This window comes from Micromonospora matsumotoense (assembly GCF_900091525.1).
GTDB lineage: Bacteria > Actinomycetota > Actinomycetes > Mycobacteriales > Micromonosporaceae > Micromonospora > Micromonospora matsumotoensis.
Window position 1 is genome coordinate 323,397 of sequence record NZ_FMCU01000003.1, and the last position, 17,619, is coordinate 341,015.

Consider the following 17,619-nt stretch of genomic DNA (forward strand, 5'->3'; position numbering starts at 1 on the left):
GCGTCGTCGCCCCGGCCCGGCGAGCCGGACCGGGGCGACGACACTGGAATCGGTTGGTTACTTCTCGATGACCGCGAGAACGTCGCGGGCGGAGAGCACCAGGTACTCCTCGCCGGCGTACTTGATCTCGGTGCCGCCGTACTTCGAGTAGAGAACGGTGTCGCCGACCTTGACGTCGAGCGGCACGCGGTTGCCCTTGTCGTCGATCCGGCCCGGGCCGACGGCGAGGACAGTGCCCTCCTGCGGCTTCTCCTTGGCGGTGTCGGGGATCACGATGCCCGACGCCGTGGTGGTCTCAGCCTCGTTCGCCTGGACCACGATGCGGTCCTCGAGCGGCTTGATCGCAACCTTGGTCGCGGTAGTCACGGGCATACCCTCCTGGGGTACTTGGTTTCGTTGCCGGCCGAGAGTCCGACCAGCGTCAATCTGCCACATGCCACCGGGCGGGGCCGTCGTCGCGGGTGCCGGTCCGCCTGGCGTTCAGCACCCGGGCCGGGTGGCCCGGACGCTGGCACCCTCAGGGTGAGAGTGCTAATCGCAGGTTATTCCTCGGCTAGCACTCCGTCAAGGAGAGTGCCAACGCGCCGCCCTCCGTGTCGTCACCGTTCCACCGCCAAGCATGATCACCCACCACCCGCCCGACCCGCCGCCACATCCCTGTCCGCCGCCGCATCCGGCCAGCCCGGGTGGTGATCAACTCAATGGTGGCGATGTTGCGGTGACGACACCGCCCGGACACCGCAACATCGGCCCCACTGAGTCGATCTTCCCCGCTCAGCCCGGCAGCCCGGTCGGGCAGGCGGACAGGCGGGCAGGCGGGCAGGCGGGCAGGCGGGCAGGCGGGCAGGCGGATCGTGCCGGGAGCGGTCACGGGTCGGCACCGGCGGAAACCCCGGACCGGCCGGGCCGGACAATGGGGGCGTGGATCTCGACCAGTTCGCCGCGCTGCGTACCCCCGAGGGGTCGGCCGTGCTCGCCGCGGCGACCGAGGTGGCCGGCGGCGATCCGCTGGTCGCGGCGGCGGCGCTGCGGTCACGCGGGGTGCCGCCCGGGTTGGCCGCCGCCGCGCTGACCCAGGCCGAGCTGCGCCGCCGGGCGGTCGGCAAGTTCGGCCCGGAGGCGGCCGGGATGTTCCTCACCCGCCCCGGCCTGGAGCAGGCCACCCGGCGGGTGGTCGCCGACCGGCGGGCCGCCCGGCTCGCCGCCGCCGGGGTGCGCACCCTCGCCGACCTGGGCTGCGGCCTCGGTGCCGACGCGCTCGCCGCCGCCCGCGCCGGCATCCGGGTGTACGGGGTGGAGGCCGACCCGGTCACCGCCGCGCTGGCCGCCGCGAACGCCGAGGCCGCCGGGCTGGCCGGGAGGTTCACCGTCGAGTGCGGCGACGCGACGGCGTTCGACGTGACCCGGGTCGACGCGGTCTTCTGCGATCCGGCCCGGCGGCAGGGCGGCACCGGACGACGGATCTTCGACCCGAACGCCTACTCGCCACCGTGGGACTTCGTCACCGGGCTGGCCGGGCGGGTGCCGCACACGGTGGTGAAGGTGGCCCCCGGGCTCGACCACGCGCTGATCCCGGCCGGGGCCGAGGCGGAGTGGGTCAGCGTCGACGGCGACCTGGTCGAGGCGGCCCTCTGGGGCGGCCCGCTCGCCGAGGTGCCCCGCCGGGCGACCGTGCTGCGACCGGGACCCGCCGCCCGCCAGCGCCCGACGGACGGCTCAGACGGACCGGGCCGCCCGACGGACGGCTCAGACGGACCGGGCCGTCCGGCGGACAGCCCGGACGGCCCCGGCGGCCCGGCGACGCGCGGCCACCAGTTGACCGGTACGGGCGACGTGGAGGCGAAGGTCGGACCGGTCCGGCGCTACCTGTACGACCCGGACCCGGCGGTGGTCCGGGCGCACCTGGTCGCCGAGCTGGCCGACACGCTCGACGCGACGCTGGCCGACCCGAGCATCGCCTACCTGTACGCGGACACCCCGCAGCCGACCCCGTTCGGCAGGTGCCTGGAGATCGTCGACGTGCTGCCGTTCTCGCTGAAGCGGCTGCGCGCGCTGCTGCGGGAGCGGCGGGTCGGCCGGGTGGAGATCCTCAAGCGGGGCTCGGCGCTGGTGCCCGAACAACTGCGCCGGGACCTGAGGCTGGCCGGGGAGCACCCGGCCAGCCTGGTGCTGACCCGGGTGGCCGGGGCGCCGACGGTGCTGATCGGTCGACCGGTCGCGGGTACGGGCACGCCGGGCTAGCGTGACCGCATGGCGGGACAGGCCACCGCGGCGACGGCGCTGCTGACCAAGCGGAAGATCGCGTACCGCACCCACCCGTACGACGTGTCCCCGGACGCGCCGCACTACGGCGCGCTGGTCGCGGCGGCGCTCGGGGTGCCACCGGAGCGGGTGTTCAAGACGCTGGTCGCCGAGGTGGACGGGGCGCTGGCGGTGGCGGTCGTCCCGGTCACCGGTGAGCTGGACCTCAAGGCGCTGGCGGCGGCGCTGGGTGGCAAGCGGGCCGTGCTGGCCGACCGCGCCGCCGCCGAGCGGAGCACCGGTTACGTGCGGGGCGGGATCAGCCCGCTGGGTCAGCGGCGACGGCTGCCGACGGTGGTGGACGCCTCCGCGCTGGACCACGAGACCGTCTATGTCTCGGCCGGCCGCCGGGGGTGGCAGCTCCAGCTCGGCCCGGCCGACCTGGTCGCCCTGAGCGAAGCCGGCACCGCGCGGATCGCCGCCCGCTGACCGCCCGGACCAGGGCGGTTGCGAACCAGACACGCAGCGTGATCGCGGGACGGGTGTCCCCGGGGTGACAGCCACGTTGCTGAATTGTTACCGCCGCCAACAAACTTCTGACCTCGGCAGTCTTGCGCCCCGAAGGTGAGCGGGAATACGTTGCCGGACACAACAAACACCGACCACTCCTTCCCCCACCCTCGAAAGGACCCGTGCAGACATGCGCAAGGGCTTCCTCACCTTCGCCGCCGTCGGCCTGCTGGCCACCGGCAGCATGGCCGCCTGTGGCGACAACTCCACGAGCGACGACACCGGCGGCAGCGCCGCCAAGAAGCCGAAGATCGGCGTGATCCTGCCCGACAGCAAGTCCTCCGCCCGCTGGGAGACCGCCGACCGCCGGTTCCTCAAGGAGGCGTTCGACAAAGCCGGTGTCGAGTCCGACATCCAGAACGCGCAGAACGACAAGAACGCCTTCCAGACCATCGCCGACCAGATGATCACCGGGGGCGTCACCACCCTGATGATCGTCAACCTGGACTCCGGCACCGGCAAGGCCGTGCTGGACAAGGCGAAGTCGCAGGGTGTCGCGACGATCGACTACGACCGGCTCACCCTGGGCGGCTCCGCCCAGTACTACGTCAGCTTCGACAACGAGGCCGTCGGCAAGCTCCAGGGCGAGGGCCTGGCCAAGTGCCTGACCGAGAAGGGCGTCAAGAACCCGACGGTCGCCTACCTCAACGGCTCGCCGACCGACAACAACGCCACCCTGTTCAAGAACGGCTACGACTCGGTGCTCAAGCCGAAGTTCGACTCGAAGGAATACACCAAGGGCCCGGACCAGGCCGTCCCGGACTGGGACCCGGCGCAGGGCGCCACCATCTTCGAGCAGATGCTCACCCAGACCGGCGGCAAGATCGACGGTGTGCTCTCCGCCAACGACGGCCTCGGCAACGCGGCCATCTCGGTGCTGAAGAAGAACAAGCTCAACGGCAAGGTCCCGGTGACCGGCCAGGACGCCGACGTGACCGGCCTGCAGAACATCCTCGCCGGTGACCAGTGCATGACCGTCTACAAGGCCGTCAAGAAGGAGGCCGACGCGGCCGCCGAGCTGGCCATCGCCGTGGCGAAGGGCGAGCGGAAGGACACCGGGCAGACCGTCAAGGACCCGGAGAGCGGCCGGGACGTCCCGTCTGTGCTGCTGGAGCCGAAGGCGATCGACAAGTCGACCGTCAAGGACGTGGTGGCCGACGGCTACGTCGACAAGGCCAAGCTCTGCACCGGTGCGTACGCCGCGCTCTGCGCCGCGAACGGCATCAGCTGACCCGTACGACGAGCGTCGTACCCCGTCGACGCGACGCCGCCCGGCACGGAACCTCGTGCCGGGCGGCGCTCGCCGCCGGACGGGCTCCGAGATCTTCCCTCCGTCTGAAGGAGACCCCCGTGTCCGCGACCCCCCTGCTGGAACTGCGCGGGATCGACAAGAGCTTCGGTCCCGTCCAGGTCCTGCGCGACGTCGCCCTCGCCGCCCACGCCGGCGAGGTGACCGCACTGGTCGGCGACAACGGCGCCGGCAAGTCCACCCTGGTCAAGTGCATCAGCGGCATCTACCCGGCCGACGCCGGCGAGTTCCTCTTCGACGGCCGGCCGGTGAGCATCAACAGCCCCCGGGACGCCGCCACGCTCGGCATCGAGGTCGTCTACCAGGACCTCGCGCTCTGCGACAACCTCGACATCGTGCAGAACATGTTCCTCGGCCGGGAGAAGCACAGCGGGCTGGTGCTCGACGAGCCGACCATGGAGCAGATGGCGGCGGAGACCCTGGCCGGGCTCTCGGTGCGGACCGTGAAGTCGCTGCGCCAGCACGTCTCCAGCCTCTCCGGCGGCCAGCGGCAGACCGTCGCCATCGCCAAGGCGGTGCTCTGGAACAGCAGGCTGGTCATCCTGGACGAGCCGACCGCCGCGCTCGGCGTCGCCCAGACCGCCCAGGTACTCGAACTGGTCCGCCGGCTGGCCGACAACGGCCTGGCCGTGGTGCTGATCTCGCACAACATGAACGACGTCTTCGCCGTCTCCGACCGGGTCGCCGCGCTCTACCTCGGCCAGATGGTCGCCCAGGTGAAGACCATCGACATCACCCACTCGCAGGTCGTCGAGCTGATCACCGCCGGCCGCTCCGGCAACCTCGGCCTCACCGGCGAGCCGGTCACGGCCGGCAACGGCACCGGCGCAGGGCCCGCCGACACCACTCCAGGAGGCGTTCGATGACCACCACCGCCGTGCACAAGGAAGGCCCGGCGGCGGTCACGCCGAGACCGACCGTCGGCAGCCATCTCCGCGGCTACTGGGGCCGGGTACGCGGCGGCGACATCGGCGCGCTGCCCGCCGTACTCGGGCTGATCGTGCTCTGCACCGTCTTCTCGATCATGCGGCCGTCGTTCCTCACCGCCGGCAACTTCGCCAACCTGTTCACCCAGGGCGCGGCGGTCACCCTGATCGCCATGGGGCTGGTCTTCGTCCTGCTGCTCGGCGAGATCGACCTCTCCGCCGGCTTCGCCAGCGGGGTCTGCGCGGCCATCCTGGCCAACGTCGCCACCAAGGCCGGCTATCCCTGGTACGTGGCCGTGCTCGCCGCGATCCTCACCGGCGTGGTCATCGGCACCGTGCTCGGCTTCCTGGTCGCGAAGATCGGCATCCCGTCCTTCGTGGTGACCCTGGCCGGTTTCCTCGCCTTCCAGGGCATCGTGCTGATGCTGATCAGCGGTGGCGCCAACATCTCGGTCAACGACGAGGTGCTGGTGGCGATCGCCAACCGCAACCTGCCGCCCACCCTCGGCTGGGCGCTGGCCGCCGTCGCGATCGGCGGGTACGCGGCCGTGCAGCTGCTGCGCCACCGCAAGCGGCTGGCCCGGGGCCTGACCACCGACCCGATGGCGGTGGTGCTGGCCCGGATCGGCGGGCTGACCCTGATCCTCGGCATCGCGGTCTACATCCTCAACCAGGAGCGCAGCCGCAACGTCCTGATCAACTCGCTCAAGGGCGTGCCGATCGTGGTGCCGGTCATCGCGGTGCTGCTGATCGTCTGGACCTTCGTGCTCCAGCGCACCAGCTACGGCCGGCACGTCTACGCCGTCGGCGGCAACAAGGAAGCCGCCCGCCGGGCCGGCATCAACGTCGACAAGATCCGCATCTCGGTCTTCGTGATCTGCTCGTCCATGGCGGCGGTCGGCGGCATCGTCGCAGCGAGCCGGGCCAACTCGGTGGACCCGAACACCGGCGGCAGCAACGTGCTGCTCTACGCTGTCGGCGCGGCGGTGATCGGCGGCACCAGCCTCTTCGGCGGCAAGGGCCGGGTCCTCGACGCTGTGCTCGGTGGCGCGGTGGTCGCCGTCATCGACAACGGGATGGGCCTGATGGGCTACAGCGCCGGGGTGAAGTACGTGGTCACCGGCGTGGTGCTGCTCCTCGCGGCCAGCGTGGACGCGCTGTCGCGCCGCCGCGCCTCCGCCTCCGGCACCCGCTGATCCGCGTACGCCACCGGCGGGACATGGGGTGCCATCAACGATGCGGGTAGGACCGAGCCAGGACGAGATCCGGCGGCAGAACCTCGGCGCGCTGCTCCGGCACGTCCACGTGCACGGCGCCACCTCCCGCGCGGAACTCACCACCGCCCTCGGGCTCAACCGCAGCACCATCGGCGCGCTCACCGCCGACCTGGCCGGCGCCGGGCTGGTCAGCGAGGGCACGCCCAAGGAGACCGGCCGGGCCGGACGACCGTCACTGGTCGTCCGGCCCGAGTCGGCCCGGGTCTACGCGTACGCGTACTCGATCGAGGTGGACCGACTGCGGGCCGCGCGGGTCGGGCTCGGCGGCGAGGTGCTGGACCGCCGCGAGCTGGACCGGCCGCGCGACCTGGACGCCGCCGAGACCGCCCCGATGCTGGCCGGTGCCCTCAAGCAGATGCGGGAACGGGTGCCACCCGGGTCGATCTGCGTCGGGGCCGGGGTCGCGGTCTGCGGCATGGTCCGCAAGGCCGACGGGCTGGTCCGGCTCGGCCCCACCACCGGCTGGGTGGACGAGCCGATCGGCGCGGCGCTCGCCGCCGAACTGGGCGCGGACCTGCCGATCACGGTCGGCAACGTGGCCGACGTCGCCGCCTTCGCCGAGCACGCCCGGGGTGTCGCCGCCGGCTGCGACAACGTCATCTACCTCTACGGCGACGTCGGCGTGGGCGCCGGCATCATCGCCGGAGGCCGCCGGCTCACCGGCCACGGTGGGTACGGCGGCGAGGTCGGGCACATGGTGGTGGTGCGCGACGGCACTCCCTGCGAGTGCGGCTCCCGGGGCTGTTGGGAAACCCAGATCGGCGAGTACGGGCTGCTCCGGGCCGCCGGCCGGTCCGACGCCCGGGGCCGGGAGGCGCTGCTGGCCGTCTTCGACGCCGCCGACCGGGGTGACGCCCGCGCCCAGACCGCGGTACGGCACGCCGGGGACTGGCTCGGCTTCGGGGTGGCGAACCTGGTCAACATCTTCAACCCCGAGATGGTCATCTTCGGCGGCACCATGCGGGACCTCTACCTGGCCGCCGCCGCCCAGGTCCGCAGCCGTCTCAACGAGACCGGGCTGCCCGCCTGCCTGGAACACGTCCGGCTGCGTACCCCCAAGCTCGGTGACGACGCGGCGCTGATCGGCGCGGCCGAGCTGGCCTTCGAACGGCTCCTCGCCGACCCGCTCGACGTCACCTGAGCCGTTGCCGCACCGATTCCCGCCGCCGTGTCGCGGCTGGCCGGTCGAGGCTGCGCTGCTTACGCCGTCCTGCTCCCGCTGCGCCGTCCCGCCCTGGCCTGCGCCGATCGGCGAGTTGACCGGACCGATGAACTGATCGGCCCGGTGTTCCGTACCAGTGGATGGACGGGCAGCCTGCGGGTCGCTGCCCGGCAGGACAGATCGGCCCGGATCGAGGAGGCACCGCAGCATGGCACCGCTGGATTCCGTACGTCGTCGGCGAGGGCACCGGACCTACCGGGTGGCGGTGCTGCTCGTCACCTTCCTGGCCGGCCTGGTCGTCCTACCCGGCATGGCCGTCGCCGCACCCGGCGTCCAGATGAACGCCGCCGACACGGCGCTGCTCAACGGTGTCCGACTGGCCGGCCTGTGGGAGATACCGGCCGGCACGATGGCCGCCGAGAAGGGCCAGTCCGCGCGGGTGCGGGAGGTCGGCGCGGAGATCGCCCGCCAGCACGGCGTCCTCGACGAGTTGGCGGTGCAGGCCGCCAACAAGCTGGGCGCGACGCTGCCGAGCGACCCCACCACCGAGCAGAAGGGGTGGCTGACCGAGATGCAGAACGCCTCCGGTGCTCAGTTCGATCAGATCTTCGTGACCCGGCTCCGGGTGGCCCACGGCAAGATCTTCCCGGTGATCGGCGCGGTCCGGGCCAGCACCCGGGACAACACCGTCCGTAAGCTCGCCGACGAGGCCAACAAGTTCGTGGGCGACCACATGGCCATGCTGGAGAGCACCGGCCTGGTCCGCTGGCAGCAGATGCCGCCGGCCGCGATCCCGGCCGCGCAGAACGACTCGCTGGTCGCCGCCGCCCAGGCCGGAGCCGCCGGCCCGTCGGTGGCGATCAGCACCACCGTCGTCTGGGCGGTATTCCTGCTCGCGCTCGGCGCGGGCGGCTACGCCACCTGGCGGATCACGCGACGCAGTTGACCCCACCCGTTCGACCGACGGCCCGTAGGCGGTACGCCTGCGGGCCGTCCGGCTGTTCGGCGGCTGACTGTTCGGCGGCCCGATGTTCGGCGGCCGGCTGCTTGGCGGCCGGCTTGTTCGGCGGCCGGCCGTGGCCCACTGTGGTCAGCGGTCGACCTGGGTGAAGTCCCAGGAGTGCGGAGGGCGGGCGACCAGCGTGGCCGGCGGCTCCGGCAGTGGGCGGGGGCTGCTGCGCCACTTCGAGATCACCACCACCCGGTGGTCGGTGGACGAGAAGACCTCACTGGACACGTGCAGCGGGTCGTGTGCGAACTCGGGCAGCGCGGTCTCACACACCCAGGTGATCAGGTCGGCGAAGCCGTACGACTCCGCCCGCGCCTCCCACATCCGTACGATCACGTCGGCCTCCCTCCCGTCACACGCTGACCGTGGTCAGTGGCAGCGCCGAGTCGGCGGGCAGATCCAGCCGGCTCGGTGCCACCCCGGCGGCCACCAGGTGCGCGCCGAGCGCGGCGACCATCGCCCCGTTGTCGGTGCACAGACCCGGCCGGGGCACCCGGACCCGGATGCCGTACCGCTGGGCCCGCTGCTCGGCCATCGCCCGCAGCCGCGAATTCGCCGCCACTCCCCCGCCGATCACCAGGGTATCCACCCCGTGCGCCCGGCAGGCGGCCAGCGCCTTGCCGGTGAGCACGTCGCAGACCGCCTCCTGGAAGGACGCGGCCACGTCGGCCACCGGCACCGGCTCACCGGAGCGTCGCCGCCCCTCCACCCAACGGGCCACCGCCGTCTTCAGCCCGGAGAAGGAGAAGTCGTACCGGTGGGCGGCGAGATCCTTGGCAGCGGTGAGGCCGCGCGGGAAGCCGATCGACGCCGGGTCACCGGCCCGCGCCTCCCGGTCGATGTACGGGCCGCCCGGGAACGGCAGGCCGAGCAGCCGGGCCACCTTGTCGAACGCCTCCCCGGCCGCATCGTCGATGGTCGCGCCCAGCGGGGTCACCCCCCGGGCCAGGTCGTCGACGAGCAGCAACGAGGAGTGCCCGCCGGAGACCAGCATCGCGATCGCCGGCGCGGGCAGCGGGCCGTGCTCCAGGGTGTCCACGGCGACGTGCGCGGCCAGGTGGTTCACCCCGTACACCGGCTTCTCGGCGGCCAGCGCGTAGCCCTTCGCGGCGGCCACCCCGACCAGCAGGGCACCGGCCAGGCCGGGGCCGGAGGTGACCGCGATCGCGTCGATGTCGGCGATGGTCACCCCCGCCTCGCGCAGTGCCCGGTCCATGGTCGGCACGATGGCCTCCAGATGTGCCCGGCTGGCCACCTCGGGCACCACCCCACCGAACCGGGCGTGTTCGTCCACACTGGAGGCCAGCGCGTCGGCGAGCAGGGTGTGCCCGCGCACGATGCCCACCCCGGTCTCGTCGCAGGAGGTCTCGATGCCGAGGATCAGCGGTTCGTCAGCCATGTTCCGTCCCGTCTGCGGCCGGCTCCGCGTCACGCCGCATGACCAGCGCGTCGGTGTTGCTCGGTTGGTAGTAGCCCCGCCGTACGCCGATCGGCTCGAACCCGTACGTCGCGTAGAGCCGCTGGGCGGGGGCGTTGTCGACGGCCACCTCCAGCAGGACACTGTCGATCCCGCGCCGGGCGGCCTCGGCGAGCAGGTCCTCCAGCAGCGTCCGGCCGATCCCGCGCCGCTGGGCGTCCCGGCGGACCGCGATGTTCTGCACCCACGACTCGCCCTCCGGATCGACGGTCAGGCCCGCGTAGCCCAGCAACGACCCGTCGGTGTCCAGGGCGACCCGGTAGTGGTGGCCGCTGGCCAGCTCGTTCCAGAACATCGCCGGCGACCACTGCTCGGGGCCGAACAGGTCCGCCTCGATCAGCAGCACCTCGTCGATGTGCCACCAGCGGAACCGGTCGAGTCGTACCGTCACGGCAGCACCGACTTACGGCTGGTCGCCGCGACCGCGTCCGGCCGGCGCAGGTACAGCGGGGTGAGCGTCTCGCCGGGGGCACCCGCCCGGATCCGCTCGGCGGCGAGGGTGGCCAGCGCGAACACGGCCGGGTAGCGGGGTTCGCCGCGCAGTGGCAGACCGAGCACGTCGGCATACCGATGGGCGCCGTCCCCGACCGCGGCGGTGACGGCCAACTCCCGGGCCCGGGCGGCCGCCACCGCCGGGGCGTCCACCGCCGGGCCGGCGATCCGCTGGCCGGAGTCGTCGTAGACCGCCCAGTACACCTCTTTGCGCCGGGCGTCCGCAGCGACCAGCACCCGCTCATCCCGCGCCGGGGTGTCCTGCTCCCGCGGCGGGGTGCTCTGTTCCCGCAGCGGGGCGCTCCCGGTCGTGCCGGCGGCCGAGGGATGGCCGATGCCGTCGAGGGAGCAGACGCCGTACGTGGGGATGCCGAGCACCTGGCCCATGGTGGCGGCGGTGACCAGACCGACCCGGAGCCCGGTGAAGGGGCCGGGGCCGAGCCCGGCGACGATCGCGCCGAGGTCGCCCGGCCGTGCGCCGACCTCGGCGAGCACCGCCTCGACCTGCGGGGCCAGCAGTTCACCGTGGGCCCGGGCGTCGACCGTACACCGGTGCGCCCGCACCACGACGCCGTCCGCCGTGACCTCGACCAGGGCCGCGGTGACCGCGGGGGTCGAGGAGTCCACCACCAGTACGAGCACGGTAAGCCAGCCTAGCCGTCCACCCGTACGGCCCGGTCACAGCCCGCCCGTCTCTCTCGGCCCGACCCGTCGCCCCACGGCCGCAGGTCCCCGCTGCCGGCTACGGCCGCCGATTCCCAGCGACCCCACCTGCCGATCCGCACCCGCCGGGTTCCCCGTTGCCCCCCGGCGGCGGGCGGCGGGGTGTGACGGGCGACAGGCGGCACGGACGACGGACGGCACGAGCGGCGGACGGCACGAGCGACGGGCGGCACGGGCGGCGGGCGGAACGGGCGGCGGACGGCACGAGCGACGGACGGCGGGCGGCAGGGTGTTGTACGTGGTGGATAGCGGTATGCCTGCCGGTCATGAGTATGACAGCTGGGCATACGGCTCACCCGCATCACGCCATCATGGGGAGATGCCGCAGAGTAGTCGTCTCGCTACGGATGTCGCCGCTCTTCTTCGCCGGGAGCGCGGTGCCTGACAGCTCACCCAGCAGCAACTGGCCGATCGGGCTGGGACGAGTCAGAGCGCTGTGGCCCGCATCGAGCGCGGGGATCGGGTGCCGGGCATTCCGCTGGTGGAGCGCCTCTTCGCCGCCCTCGGTCTGCAAATCGCCGTCACCGCCGAGGAGCTCGACAGCCACCTCGATGCCCGGATGGACGCCCTCGCCGCACGGTCGCTCGACGACCGGATCGACGAACTTGGGCTGGACCAGCTGCTGAATCGGCTGGGCGACCTGCCCCATCTGTTGACCGGCAGCACCGCCGCACTGCTCCAGGGTGCCCCGGTACCGGCCGATGCCGTCGAGATCGCCGTCCGGTGGGGCGACTCCGCCCGGTTCACCGCCTGGCTGGAGGCCGCCTACGGGCAGCGCTGGAACGCCAGGTGGCGCGAGTTCGGCGGCCTGTACCCGGCACCGGAGAAGCCGGGCGAGCACTACTGGTCGACCCGGTACGGCAAGATCCGCGCCCAGATGTGCGACGAGCTTCCGGAGGCGATCGAGGTGCGACACGGCAACCGCAGCTACCGGGTGGTCCCGCTGGGTCACGGTGGAGCTGACCGACCCGCAGGCCGCTGACCTGTTACGCCGACACCGCCAACGCTCAGCCGAGGTCAGCCCCTCAGCCGCCGGCCCCGTCGCGCGAACCCCGCAGTGAGCGCCGCCCCCACGGCGCCGGGACAGAGCACCACCGCGAAGCAGCACCACCGCGCACCGCCGACGTCAGCCGGCGGTGCGCGGTGCGGACGCGCGGGCGTGGCGGGTGGGTCAGCCGGCCGGGCGCTCCCAGTCGATCGGGGGCAGACCGGCGTCGGCGAGGGCCTTGTTGGTGGCGCTGAACGGGCGGCTGCCGAGGAAACCCCGCGGGTTCATCGGGCTCGGGTGGCCGGCCTCCAGCACCACGTGCCGTGGGTTGGTGACCAGGGCCGCCTTCTTGCGGGCGTAGCCGCCCCAGAGCAGGAAGACCACCGGTTCGTCCCGGGCGTCCAGGGCCCGGATGGTGGCGTCGGTGAACTCCTCCCAACCCTTGTTCGCGTGCGAACCGGGGCTGGCCTGCCGGACGGTGAGCACCGCGTTGAGCAGCAGCACCCCCTGCGCCGCCCAACCGTCGAGGTTGCCGCTGCGCGGCTTCGGCACCCCCAGGTCCTCACCCAGTTCCTTGAAGACGTTGCGCAGCGACGGCGGCACCGACACCCCCTCGCGCACGCTGAAGCTCAGCCCGTGCGCCTGCCCCGCCTTGTGGTACGGGTCCTGGCCGAGGATCAGCACCCGGCACTGTTCCGGGCCGCACAACCGGTAGGCGGAGAAGAGATCCTCCACCGGCGGGAAGACGGTCTGGGTGGCGTACTCGTGGGCGACGAATTCGGCCAGCGCGGCCGTACGGGCCGGGTCCAGGTGCGGGTTGAGCACGGCACGCCATGCCTGCGGCAGCAGCGCCAGCAGGTCGAGGGTGGGGGTGTCGTCGGGCATCGGCAACCTTTCACAACGAAGTCCCCGGCACTCTAGGCATCGGGTGCGACAACCCTCAGCCCAGGGCGGTCAACCGTTGCGTCCAGTCCCCGCCCACCGGCTCCAGGTCGACCACCCGGCTGTCGTCGTCGCGCCGGTCGATGCGGACCCGCAGGTGGGCGTCGGCCAACTGCTCGACCAGCCCCTCACCCCACTCGACCACGGTCACCGAGTCGTCCACCGAGGCGTCCAGGTCCAGGTCGTCGATCTCGGCGCGGGGATCGGTCGCGTCACCCAACCGGTACGCGTCGGCGTGCACCAGGGCCACCGTGCCGCCGCGCGCCGGGTCGGGCCGGTGCACCCGGGCGATCACGAAGGTCGGTGAGGTGACGTCGCCGCGTACCCCCAGGCCGACGCCGAGACCCCGGGTCAGCGCGGTCTTGCCGGCCCCCAGCGGGCCGGTGAGCAGCAGCAGGTCGCCGGCGCGCAGCACCCCGGCCAGCCGGCGGCCGAAGGCGTGCGTGTCCTCGACCGTGGGCAGCGTGACGCGCACGGTCACCGTGCCGCCCCGGATCGGTCCGGCCCGCCGGCGGCCTGCGCCGGGCCGCGCGCCGGCACGACGAGCCTGCTCACAGCGCCTCCAGGAAGCGTTCCAGCCCGGCGTTGACCTCGTCGGCGTGTTCCAGCATCACCACGTGCCCACTGTCATGGATCTTGAGATATTCGGCGTGCGGCAGCCGACGGACGATCTCGTCCGAGTGGACCACCGGCGTGATCATGTCCTTGTCGCCCACCACGACCAGCACCGGCGTGCCGCTCAGCGCGGCCAGCGCCGGGAACCGGGAGTGGGTGGCCAGGGTCCGCAGGTAGCGGGTCACCGTGTCGGCCGACGTCCGGGAGTTCATCCGCTCCACGTACGACACCAGGGCCGGGCTCGGTTTCGGGGTGCCGAAGCCGTACCGGCGGGTCAGCAGCCAGGCCACGTTGGAGGTGGACTTCCGGGCCCGGTCGATGACGATCCCGCCGTACCGGGTGGTGGTGCTCATCATGAACAGCACCGGCGAGCCGACCCGGCCGAGCAGGGCCGGCGCGACCAGCTTCGTCTCGGCGAGCAACCCGCCCGACGTGGCCATCAGCACCGTGCCGACCACCCGGTCACCGAACAGCTCCGGGTACGCCTCGGCGAACGCCATGATGGTCATCCCGCCCATCGAGTGCCCGACCAGCACCAACGGCCCCTCCGGGGCGGTCCGGTCGATCACCCGGCGCAGGGTGCGCCCGAGCGCGGCGAGGTCGTACTCGCCGGTCTCCAACCGACCCGACCGGCCGTGCCCCGGCTGGTCGTACGCGACGATCCGGTAGTCGCCCCGCTCGGCCAGCAGTTGGCGCTGGAAGTGGAACGTCCCCATGTCCAGGCAGAAGCCGTGCACCAGCACCACCGTCGGGCGCCCCGGCACCGGCCGGGTCGGCTCGACCACCTCGACGTGGATGTCGGTGCCGTCCGGCAACTCCAGCCGGTACGCCTCGTCGTAACGCTGCACGCCGAAGTCCTCCCCGGCATACGGGTCGGCGGGGTCGGCCTTGAGCCGGCGGACCAGGGCCCGTTCGGTGGCCACCCCGGCGGCCAGCCCGGCGGCGGCCACGCCCATCGCAGCCCCGACCACACCGGCAACCTTCCCGGCGGCGGTCCTCGGCCGGGGCACCCGGAACCGGTTGACCGCGCTCACGGCCGCTCACCGTCGTAGACCCGGGGCACCCGGACCCCGCCGAACCGGGTGACGATCTCGTAGTTGATGGTGCCGACCGCCTCGGCCCAGTCGTCGGCGGTGGGCATGCCGTCGTCGCCGCTGCCGAAGAGGGTGGCCACGTCACCGGCGGCCACCTCGTCGTCGCCGCAGTCGAGCACGAACTGGTCCATGCAGACCCGACCGGAGATGGTGCGGCGCTTCCCGCCGAGCTGCACCGGGCCGACGTTGGAGGCGTGCCGGGGCACCCCGTCGGCGTAGCCGAGCGGCACCACCGCGAGGTTCGCCTCCTCCTCGGTGGCGTACGTGTGGCCGTAGGACACGCCGGTGCCGGCGGGGACCCGCTTGGTGAGCATCACCCGGGCCCGCGCGGTCATCGCCCGACGCAGCCCGAACTGCTGACCGGCGACCGGCGACAGCCCGTACACGGCGATCCCGGGCCGGACCAGGTCGAAGTGGGTGTCGGGCCGGGTCAGGGTGGCCGCCGAGTTGGCCAGGTGCCGGTAGCGGGGGCGCAGCCCGGCCCGCTCGACCATGGCCAGCCCTTCGTGGAAGACCGCCAACTGCCGGTCGGTGGTGGGGTGGCCGGGCGAGTCGGCGTACACGAAGTGGCTCCACACGCCGACCACCTCGACCAGGCCGTCGGCCTGGGCCTTCGCGGCGGCCTCCAGCAGGGTCGGCCAGTCGGCGACGGTCGCCCCGCCGCGCGCCAGGCCGGTGTCGATCTTCAGGTGCAGCCGGGCCGGCCGGTCGGCGGCCCGGCCCGCCGCGACCATCTCGTCGAGCTGGGACAGGCTCGCGGCGGCCAGGTCCACCCCGGCCGCCACCCCCTCGTGCAGGGGCAGCCCCGGGTCGAGCAGCCAGGCCAGCACCGGCGCGGTGATTCCGGCCCGGCGCAGGGTCAACGCCTCGTCGAGGGTGCACACCCCCAGCCAGTCCGCCCCCGCGTCGAGCGCGGCCCGCGCCGACGGGACCATGCCGTGGCCGTACCCGTCGCCCTTCACCACCGCCATCAGCTCGGCGCTGGTCCCCGACCGGAGCCGGGCCACGTTTGCACGGATCGCGTCCAGATCGACGCGCACCTCGGCCTGCCACATGCGCCCAGCCTACTGGCGTCGGTGATCACCGGCCGGTGGACGCCGACCCGGGCCGCCGACCCGGGCCGGTCAGAGCAGCGGAGCCACCACCGGGCGCAACGCGGCCACCACGTCCGGCGCGGTCACCGGGCCGCCCCGGGCCGCCTCCCGCCCGGCCAGCCCGTGCAGGTACGCCGCGACGACCGCCGCCCGTTCCGGGGCCAGCCCGGCGGCGAGCAGCGCGCCGAGCAGCCCGGCCAGCACGTCCCCGGTCCCCCCGGTGGCCAGAGCGGGGCTCCCGGTCGGGTTGACGTACGCCCGGCCGTCCGGCGTGCCGACCACCGTGCGGTCCCCCTTGAGCAGCACCGTCGCGTTCATCCAGGCGGCCAGCCGCAGCGCGGCGGCGACCCGGTCGGCCCCCGGCTCCTCCCCGCACAGCCGGCGGAACTCCCGGTCGTGCGGGGTGACCACGATCGGGGCTTCCCGGTGCCGTAGCCGGTCGGCGAGCGAACCGTCCACCAGCAGGGTCAGCGCGTCGGCGTCGAGCACCACCGGCACCGGCGCGGCCAGCACCGCGCGCAGCTCCGCGCCGGCCTGGTCGTCGGTGCCCAGGCCGGAACCGCAGACCCAGGTCTGCACCCGGCCGGCCCCGGCGACCCGGTCGGTGGCGATCACCGACGGGTGCTGCCGGACCACCTCGCCCCGGGCGCCACCGGCGTACCGGACCAGGCCGGTGGGGCCGGCCAGCGCGCCACCCACCGAGAGCACCCCCGCCCCCGGGTAGGTCCGCGACCCGGTGGCCACCCCGACCACGCCCCGGCGGTACTTCTCCGAGGACGCCCCGGTGCGGGGCCACCAGTCGCGCACGTCCGACCATTCGGTCACCCACAGCGCGGGGGTGCCGCGCAGCCACGGCCCGAGCCCGATGTCGACCAGTTCGACCTGGCCGGCGAGCGGGGCCGCCGGGCCGACCACCAGGGCCGGCTTGAGCGCGCCGAACGCCACCGTCACGTCGGCCCGGACGGCGGCGGGCCGGCCGGACCCGCCCGTCGGCACGTCCCCGGTATCCACCGCCACCCCGCTGGGCACGTCCACCGCGACGACCGTGGCCCGGCCGCCGTCGCGTCCCCGCAGGGCGGGCAGCCCGGCGACGAGTTCGTCGGCGGCCTCCCGCAGACCGCCGCTGCCCCCGATCCCGACGATCCCGTCGAGCACCAGGTCGACGGTGCCGGGCGGGGTGTCGACCAGCCGGCCACCGGCGGCACGCAGCGCCGCCAGTCCCCCGGCGTGCGCCCGCCCGGGGCTGGTCGGCAGCACGGCGACCTGCGCGCCGCGCCGGGCCAGCCGCTCGCCGGCGTACAGCGCGTCGCCGCCGTTGTCACCGGTGCCGACCAGCACCAGCACCCGCGCGCCGTAGACCCCGCCCCGGTCGGCGAGCAGCAGGGCGCAACGCCGGGCCAGCCCGGCCGCCGCCCGCTGCATCAGCGTCCCGGGCGCCACGGTGGCCATCAGGCCGGCCTCCGCCGCGCGTACGTCCGACACCCGCCACACCGGTTTCATGCCGCCCCCGTCTTTCCTGCCGACAGAACGTCACCCTACCGGCGGCGGGGGCGGCAGATTAGCCATCGGCGTCACGGCCGGCAAGACCTGTGGACAACCCGGGGGTACGACCGCCGCCCGTCGTCCACAGGGCCGACCCGGCCGCCGTCCGCGCCCCTAGCGTCGGTGCCACGTCGGCAGCGGGGGCCGGCGACGGGGGC

18 protein-coding genes are annotated in these 17,619 nt (G+C 73.5%); 8 read left to right on the forward strand and 10 right to left on the reverse strand.

The features are described from left to right. Positions 1–57: 57 nt before the first annotated feature. Entirely contained in the window at positions 58–372 is a 315-nt protein-coding gene (gene groES, locus GA0070216_RS08455; RefSeq protein ID WP_084261531.1) for a co-chaperone GroES, read from the reverse strand. Between the two features lie 549 nt (positions 373–921). Here groES and GA0070216_RS08460 point away from each other — a divergent pair. From GA0070216_RS08460 to GA0070216_RS08490, 7 genes are all read left to right on the forward strand, one after another. After that, positions 922–2,241 (forward strand): THUMP-like domain-containing protein, encoded by a 1,320-nt coding sequence (locus GA0070216_RS08460; RefSeq protein ID WP_091241796.1) that lies wholly within the window; start codon positions 922–924, stop codon positions 2,239–2,241. Between the two features lie 9 nt (positions 2,242–2,250). Continuing rightward, positions 2,251–2,730, forward strand: coding sequence for a Cys-tRNA(Pro) deacylase (gene ybaK / locus GA0070216_RS08465; RefSeq protein ID WP_091241798.1), 480 nt, complete (start codon positions 2,251–2,253; stop codon positions 2,728–2,730). A gap of 211 nt (positions 2,731–2,941) precedes the next feature. Continuing rightward, positions 2,942–4,042 carry a sugar ABC transporter substrate-binding protein gene (locus tag GA0070216_RS08470; RefSeq protein WP_091241801.1) on the forward strand — a complete coding sequence of 367 codons (1,101 nt, stop codon included), beginning with the start codon at positions 2,942–2,944 and terminating at the stop codon, positions 4,040–4,042. 119 nt (positions 4,043–4,161) lie between these two features. Next, entirely contained in the window at positions 4,162–4,986 is an 825-nt protein-coding gene (locus GA0070216_RS08475; protein ID WP_091241804.1) for an ATP-binding cassette domain-containing protein, read from the forward strand. Then, positions 4,983–6,242, forward strand: coding sequence for a sugar ABC transporter permease (locus GA0070216_RS08480; protein ID WP_091241807.1), 1,260 nt, complete (start codon positions 4,983–4,985; stop codon positions 6,240–6,242). Before GA0070216_RS08475 ends, GA0070216_RS08480 begins: the two co-directional genes overlap by 4 nt. A 40-nt stretch (positions 6,243–6,282) precedes the next feature. After that, positions 6,283–7,464: an ROK family protein gene (locus GA0070216_RS08485; protein ID WP_091241810.1), complete on the forward strand. Its 1,182-nt coding sequence runs from the start codon at positions 6,283–6,285 to the stop codon at positions 7,462–7,464. 229 nt (positions 7,465–7,693) lie between these two features. Beyond that, positions 7,694–8,431, forward strand: a complete 738-nt coding sequence (locus GA0070216_RS08490) for a DUF4142 domain-containing protein (protein WP_091241813.1) — start codon at positions 7,694–7,696, stop codon at positions 8,429–8,431. Between the two features lie 144 nt (positions 8,432–8,575). Here GA0070216_RS08490 and GA0070216_RS08495 read toward each other — a convergent pair whose 3' ends face one another. The 4 genes from GA0070216_RS08495 to tsaB are packed head-to-tail and all read right to left on the reverse strand — an operon-like array spanning position 8,576 to position 11,105. Continuing rightward, positions 8,576–8,830: a hypothetical protein gene (locus GA0070216_RS08495; RefSeq protein ID WP_091241817.1), complete on the reverse strand. Its 255-nt coding sequence runs from the start codon at positions 8,828–8,830 to the stop codon at positions 8,576–8,578. Between the two features lie 16 nt (positions 8,831–8,846). Continuing rightward, positions 8,847–9,893, reverse strand: a complete 1,047-nt coding sequence (gene tsaD, locus GA0070216_RS08500; RefSeq protein ID WP_091241820.1) for a tRNA (adenosine(37)-N6)-threonylcarbamoyltransferase complex transferase subunit TsaD — start codon at positions 9,891–9,893, stop codon at positions 8,847–8,849. Further along, on the reverse strand, positions 9,886–10,362 hold the full coding sequence (gene rimI, locus GA0070216_RS08505) for a ribosomal protein S18-alanine N-acetyltransferase (RefSeq protein WP_091241824.1): 477 nt from the start codon (positions 10,360–10,362) through the stop codon (positions 9,886–9,888). The genes tsaD and rimI overlap by 8 nt, the downstream gene beginning before the upstream one ends. After that, positions 10,359–11,105: a tRNA (adenosine(37)-N6)-threonylcarbamoyltransferase complex dimerization subunit type 1 TsaB gene (tsaB, locus tag GA0070216_RS08510; protein WP_091241827.1), complete on the reverse strand. Its 747-nt coding sequence runs from the start codon at positions 11,103–11,105 to the stop codon at positions 10,359–10,361. The genes rimI and tsaB overlap by 4 nt, the downstream gene beginning before the upstream one ends. A gap of 517 nt (positions 11,106–11,622) precedes the next feature. Between tsaB and GA0070216_RS08515 the strand changes: the two genes are divergently transcribed. Further along, complete coding sequence (locus GA0070216_RS08515) at positions 11,623–12,168, forward strand: XRE family transcriptional regulator (protein WP_245722371.1); 546 nt, start codon at positions 11,623–11,625, stop codon at positions 12,166–12,168. A 189-nt stretch (positions 12,169–12,357) separates the two neighbouring features. On the opposite strand, the gene ung is transcribed toward GA0070216_RS08515, so the two are convergent. The 5 genes from ung to GA0070216_RS08540 form a co-directional block, all read right to left on the reverse strand. Beyond that, positions 12,358–13,059: a uracil-DNA glycosylase gene (ung, locus tag GA0070216_RS08520; protein ID WP_091241831.1), complete on the reverse strand. Its 702-nt coding sequence runs from the start codon at positions 13,057–13,059 to the stop codon at positions 12,358–12,360. A 55-nt stretch (positions 13,060–13,114) separates the two neighbouring features. After that, entirely contained in the window at positions 13,115–13,597 is a 483-nt protein-coding gene (gene tsaE / locus GA0070216_RS08525; protein WP_091241834.1) for a tRNA (adenosine(37)-N6)-threonylcarbamoyltransferase complex ATPase subunit type 1 TsaE, read from the reverse strand. Between the two features lie 70 nt (positions 13,598–13,667). Beyond that, complete coding sequence (locus GA0070216_RS08530; RefSeq protein WP_245722395.1) at positions 13,668–14,687, reverse strand: alpha/beta fold hydrolase; 1,020 nt, start codon at positions 14,685–14,687, stop codon at positions 13,668–13,670. 74 nt (positions 14,688–14,761) lie between these two features. After that, the gene (gene alr / locus GA0070216_RS08535; protein ID WP_091241839.1) at positions 14,762–15,880 is read right to left on the reverse strand and encodes an alanine racemase; all 1,119 of its coding nucleotides are present in this window, start codon (positions 15,878–15,880) and stop codon (positions 14,762–14,764) included. Between the two features lie 69 nt (positions 15,881–15,949). Further along, entirely contained in the window at positions 15,950–17,419 is a 1,470-nt protein-coding gene (locus GA0070216_RS08540) for an NAD(P)H-hydrate dehydratase (RefSeq protein ID WP_091241842.1), read from the reverse strand. Between the last annotated feature and the right edge of the window lie 200 nt (positions 17,420–17,619).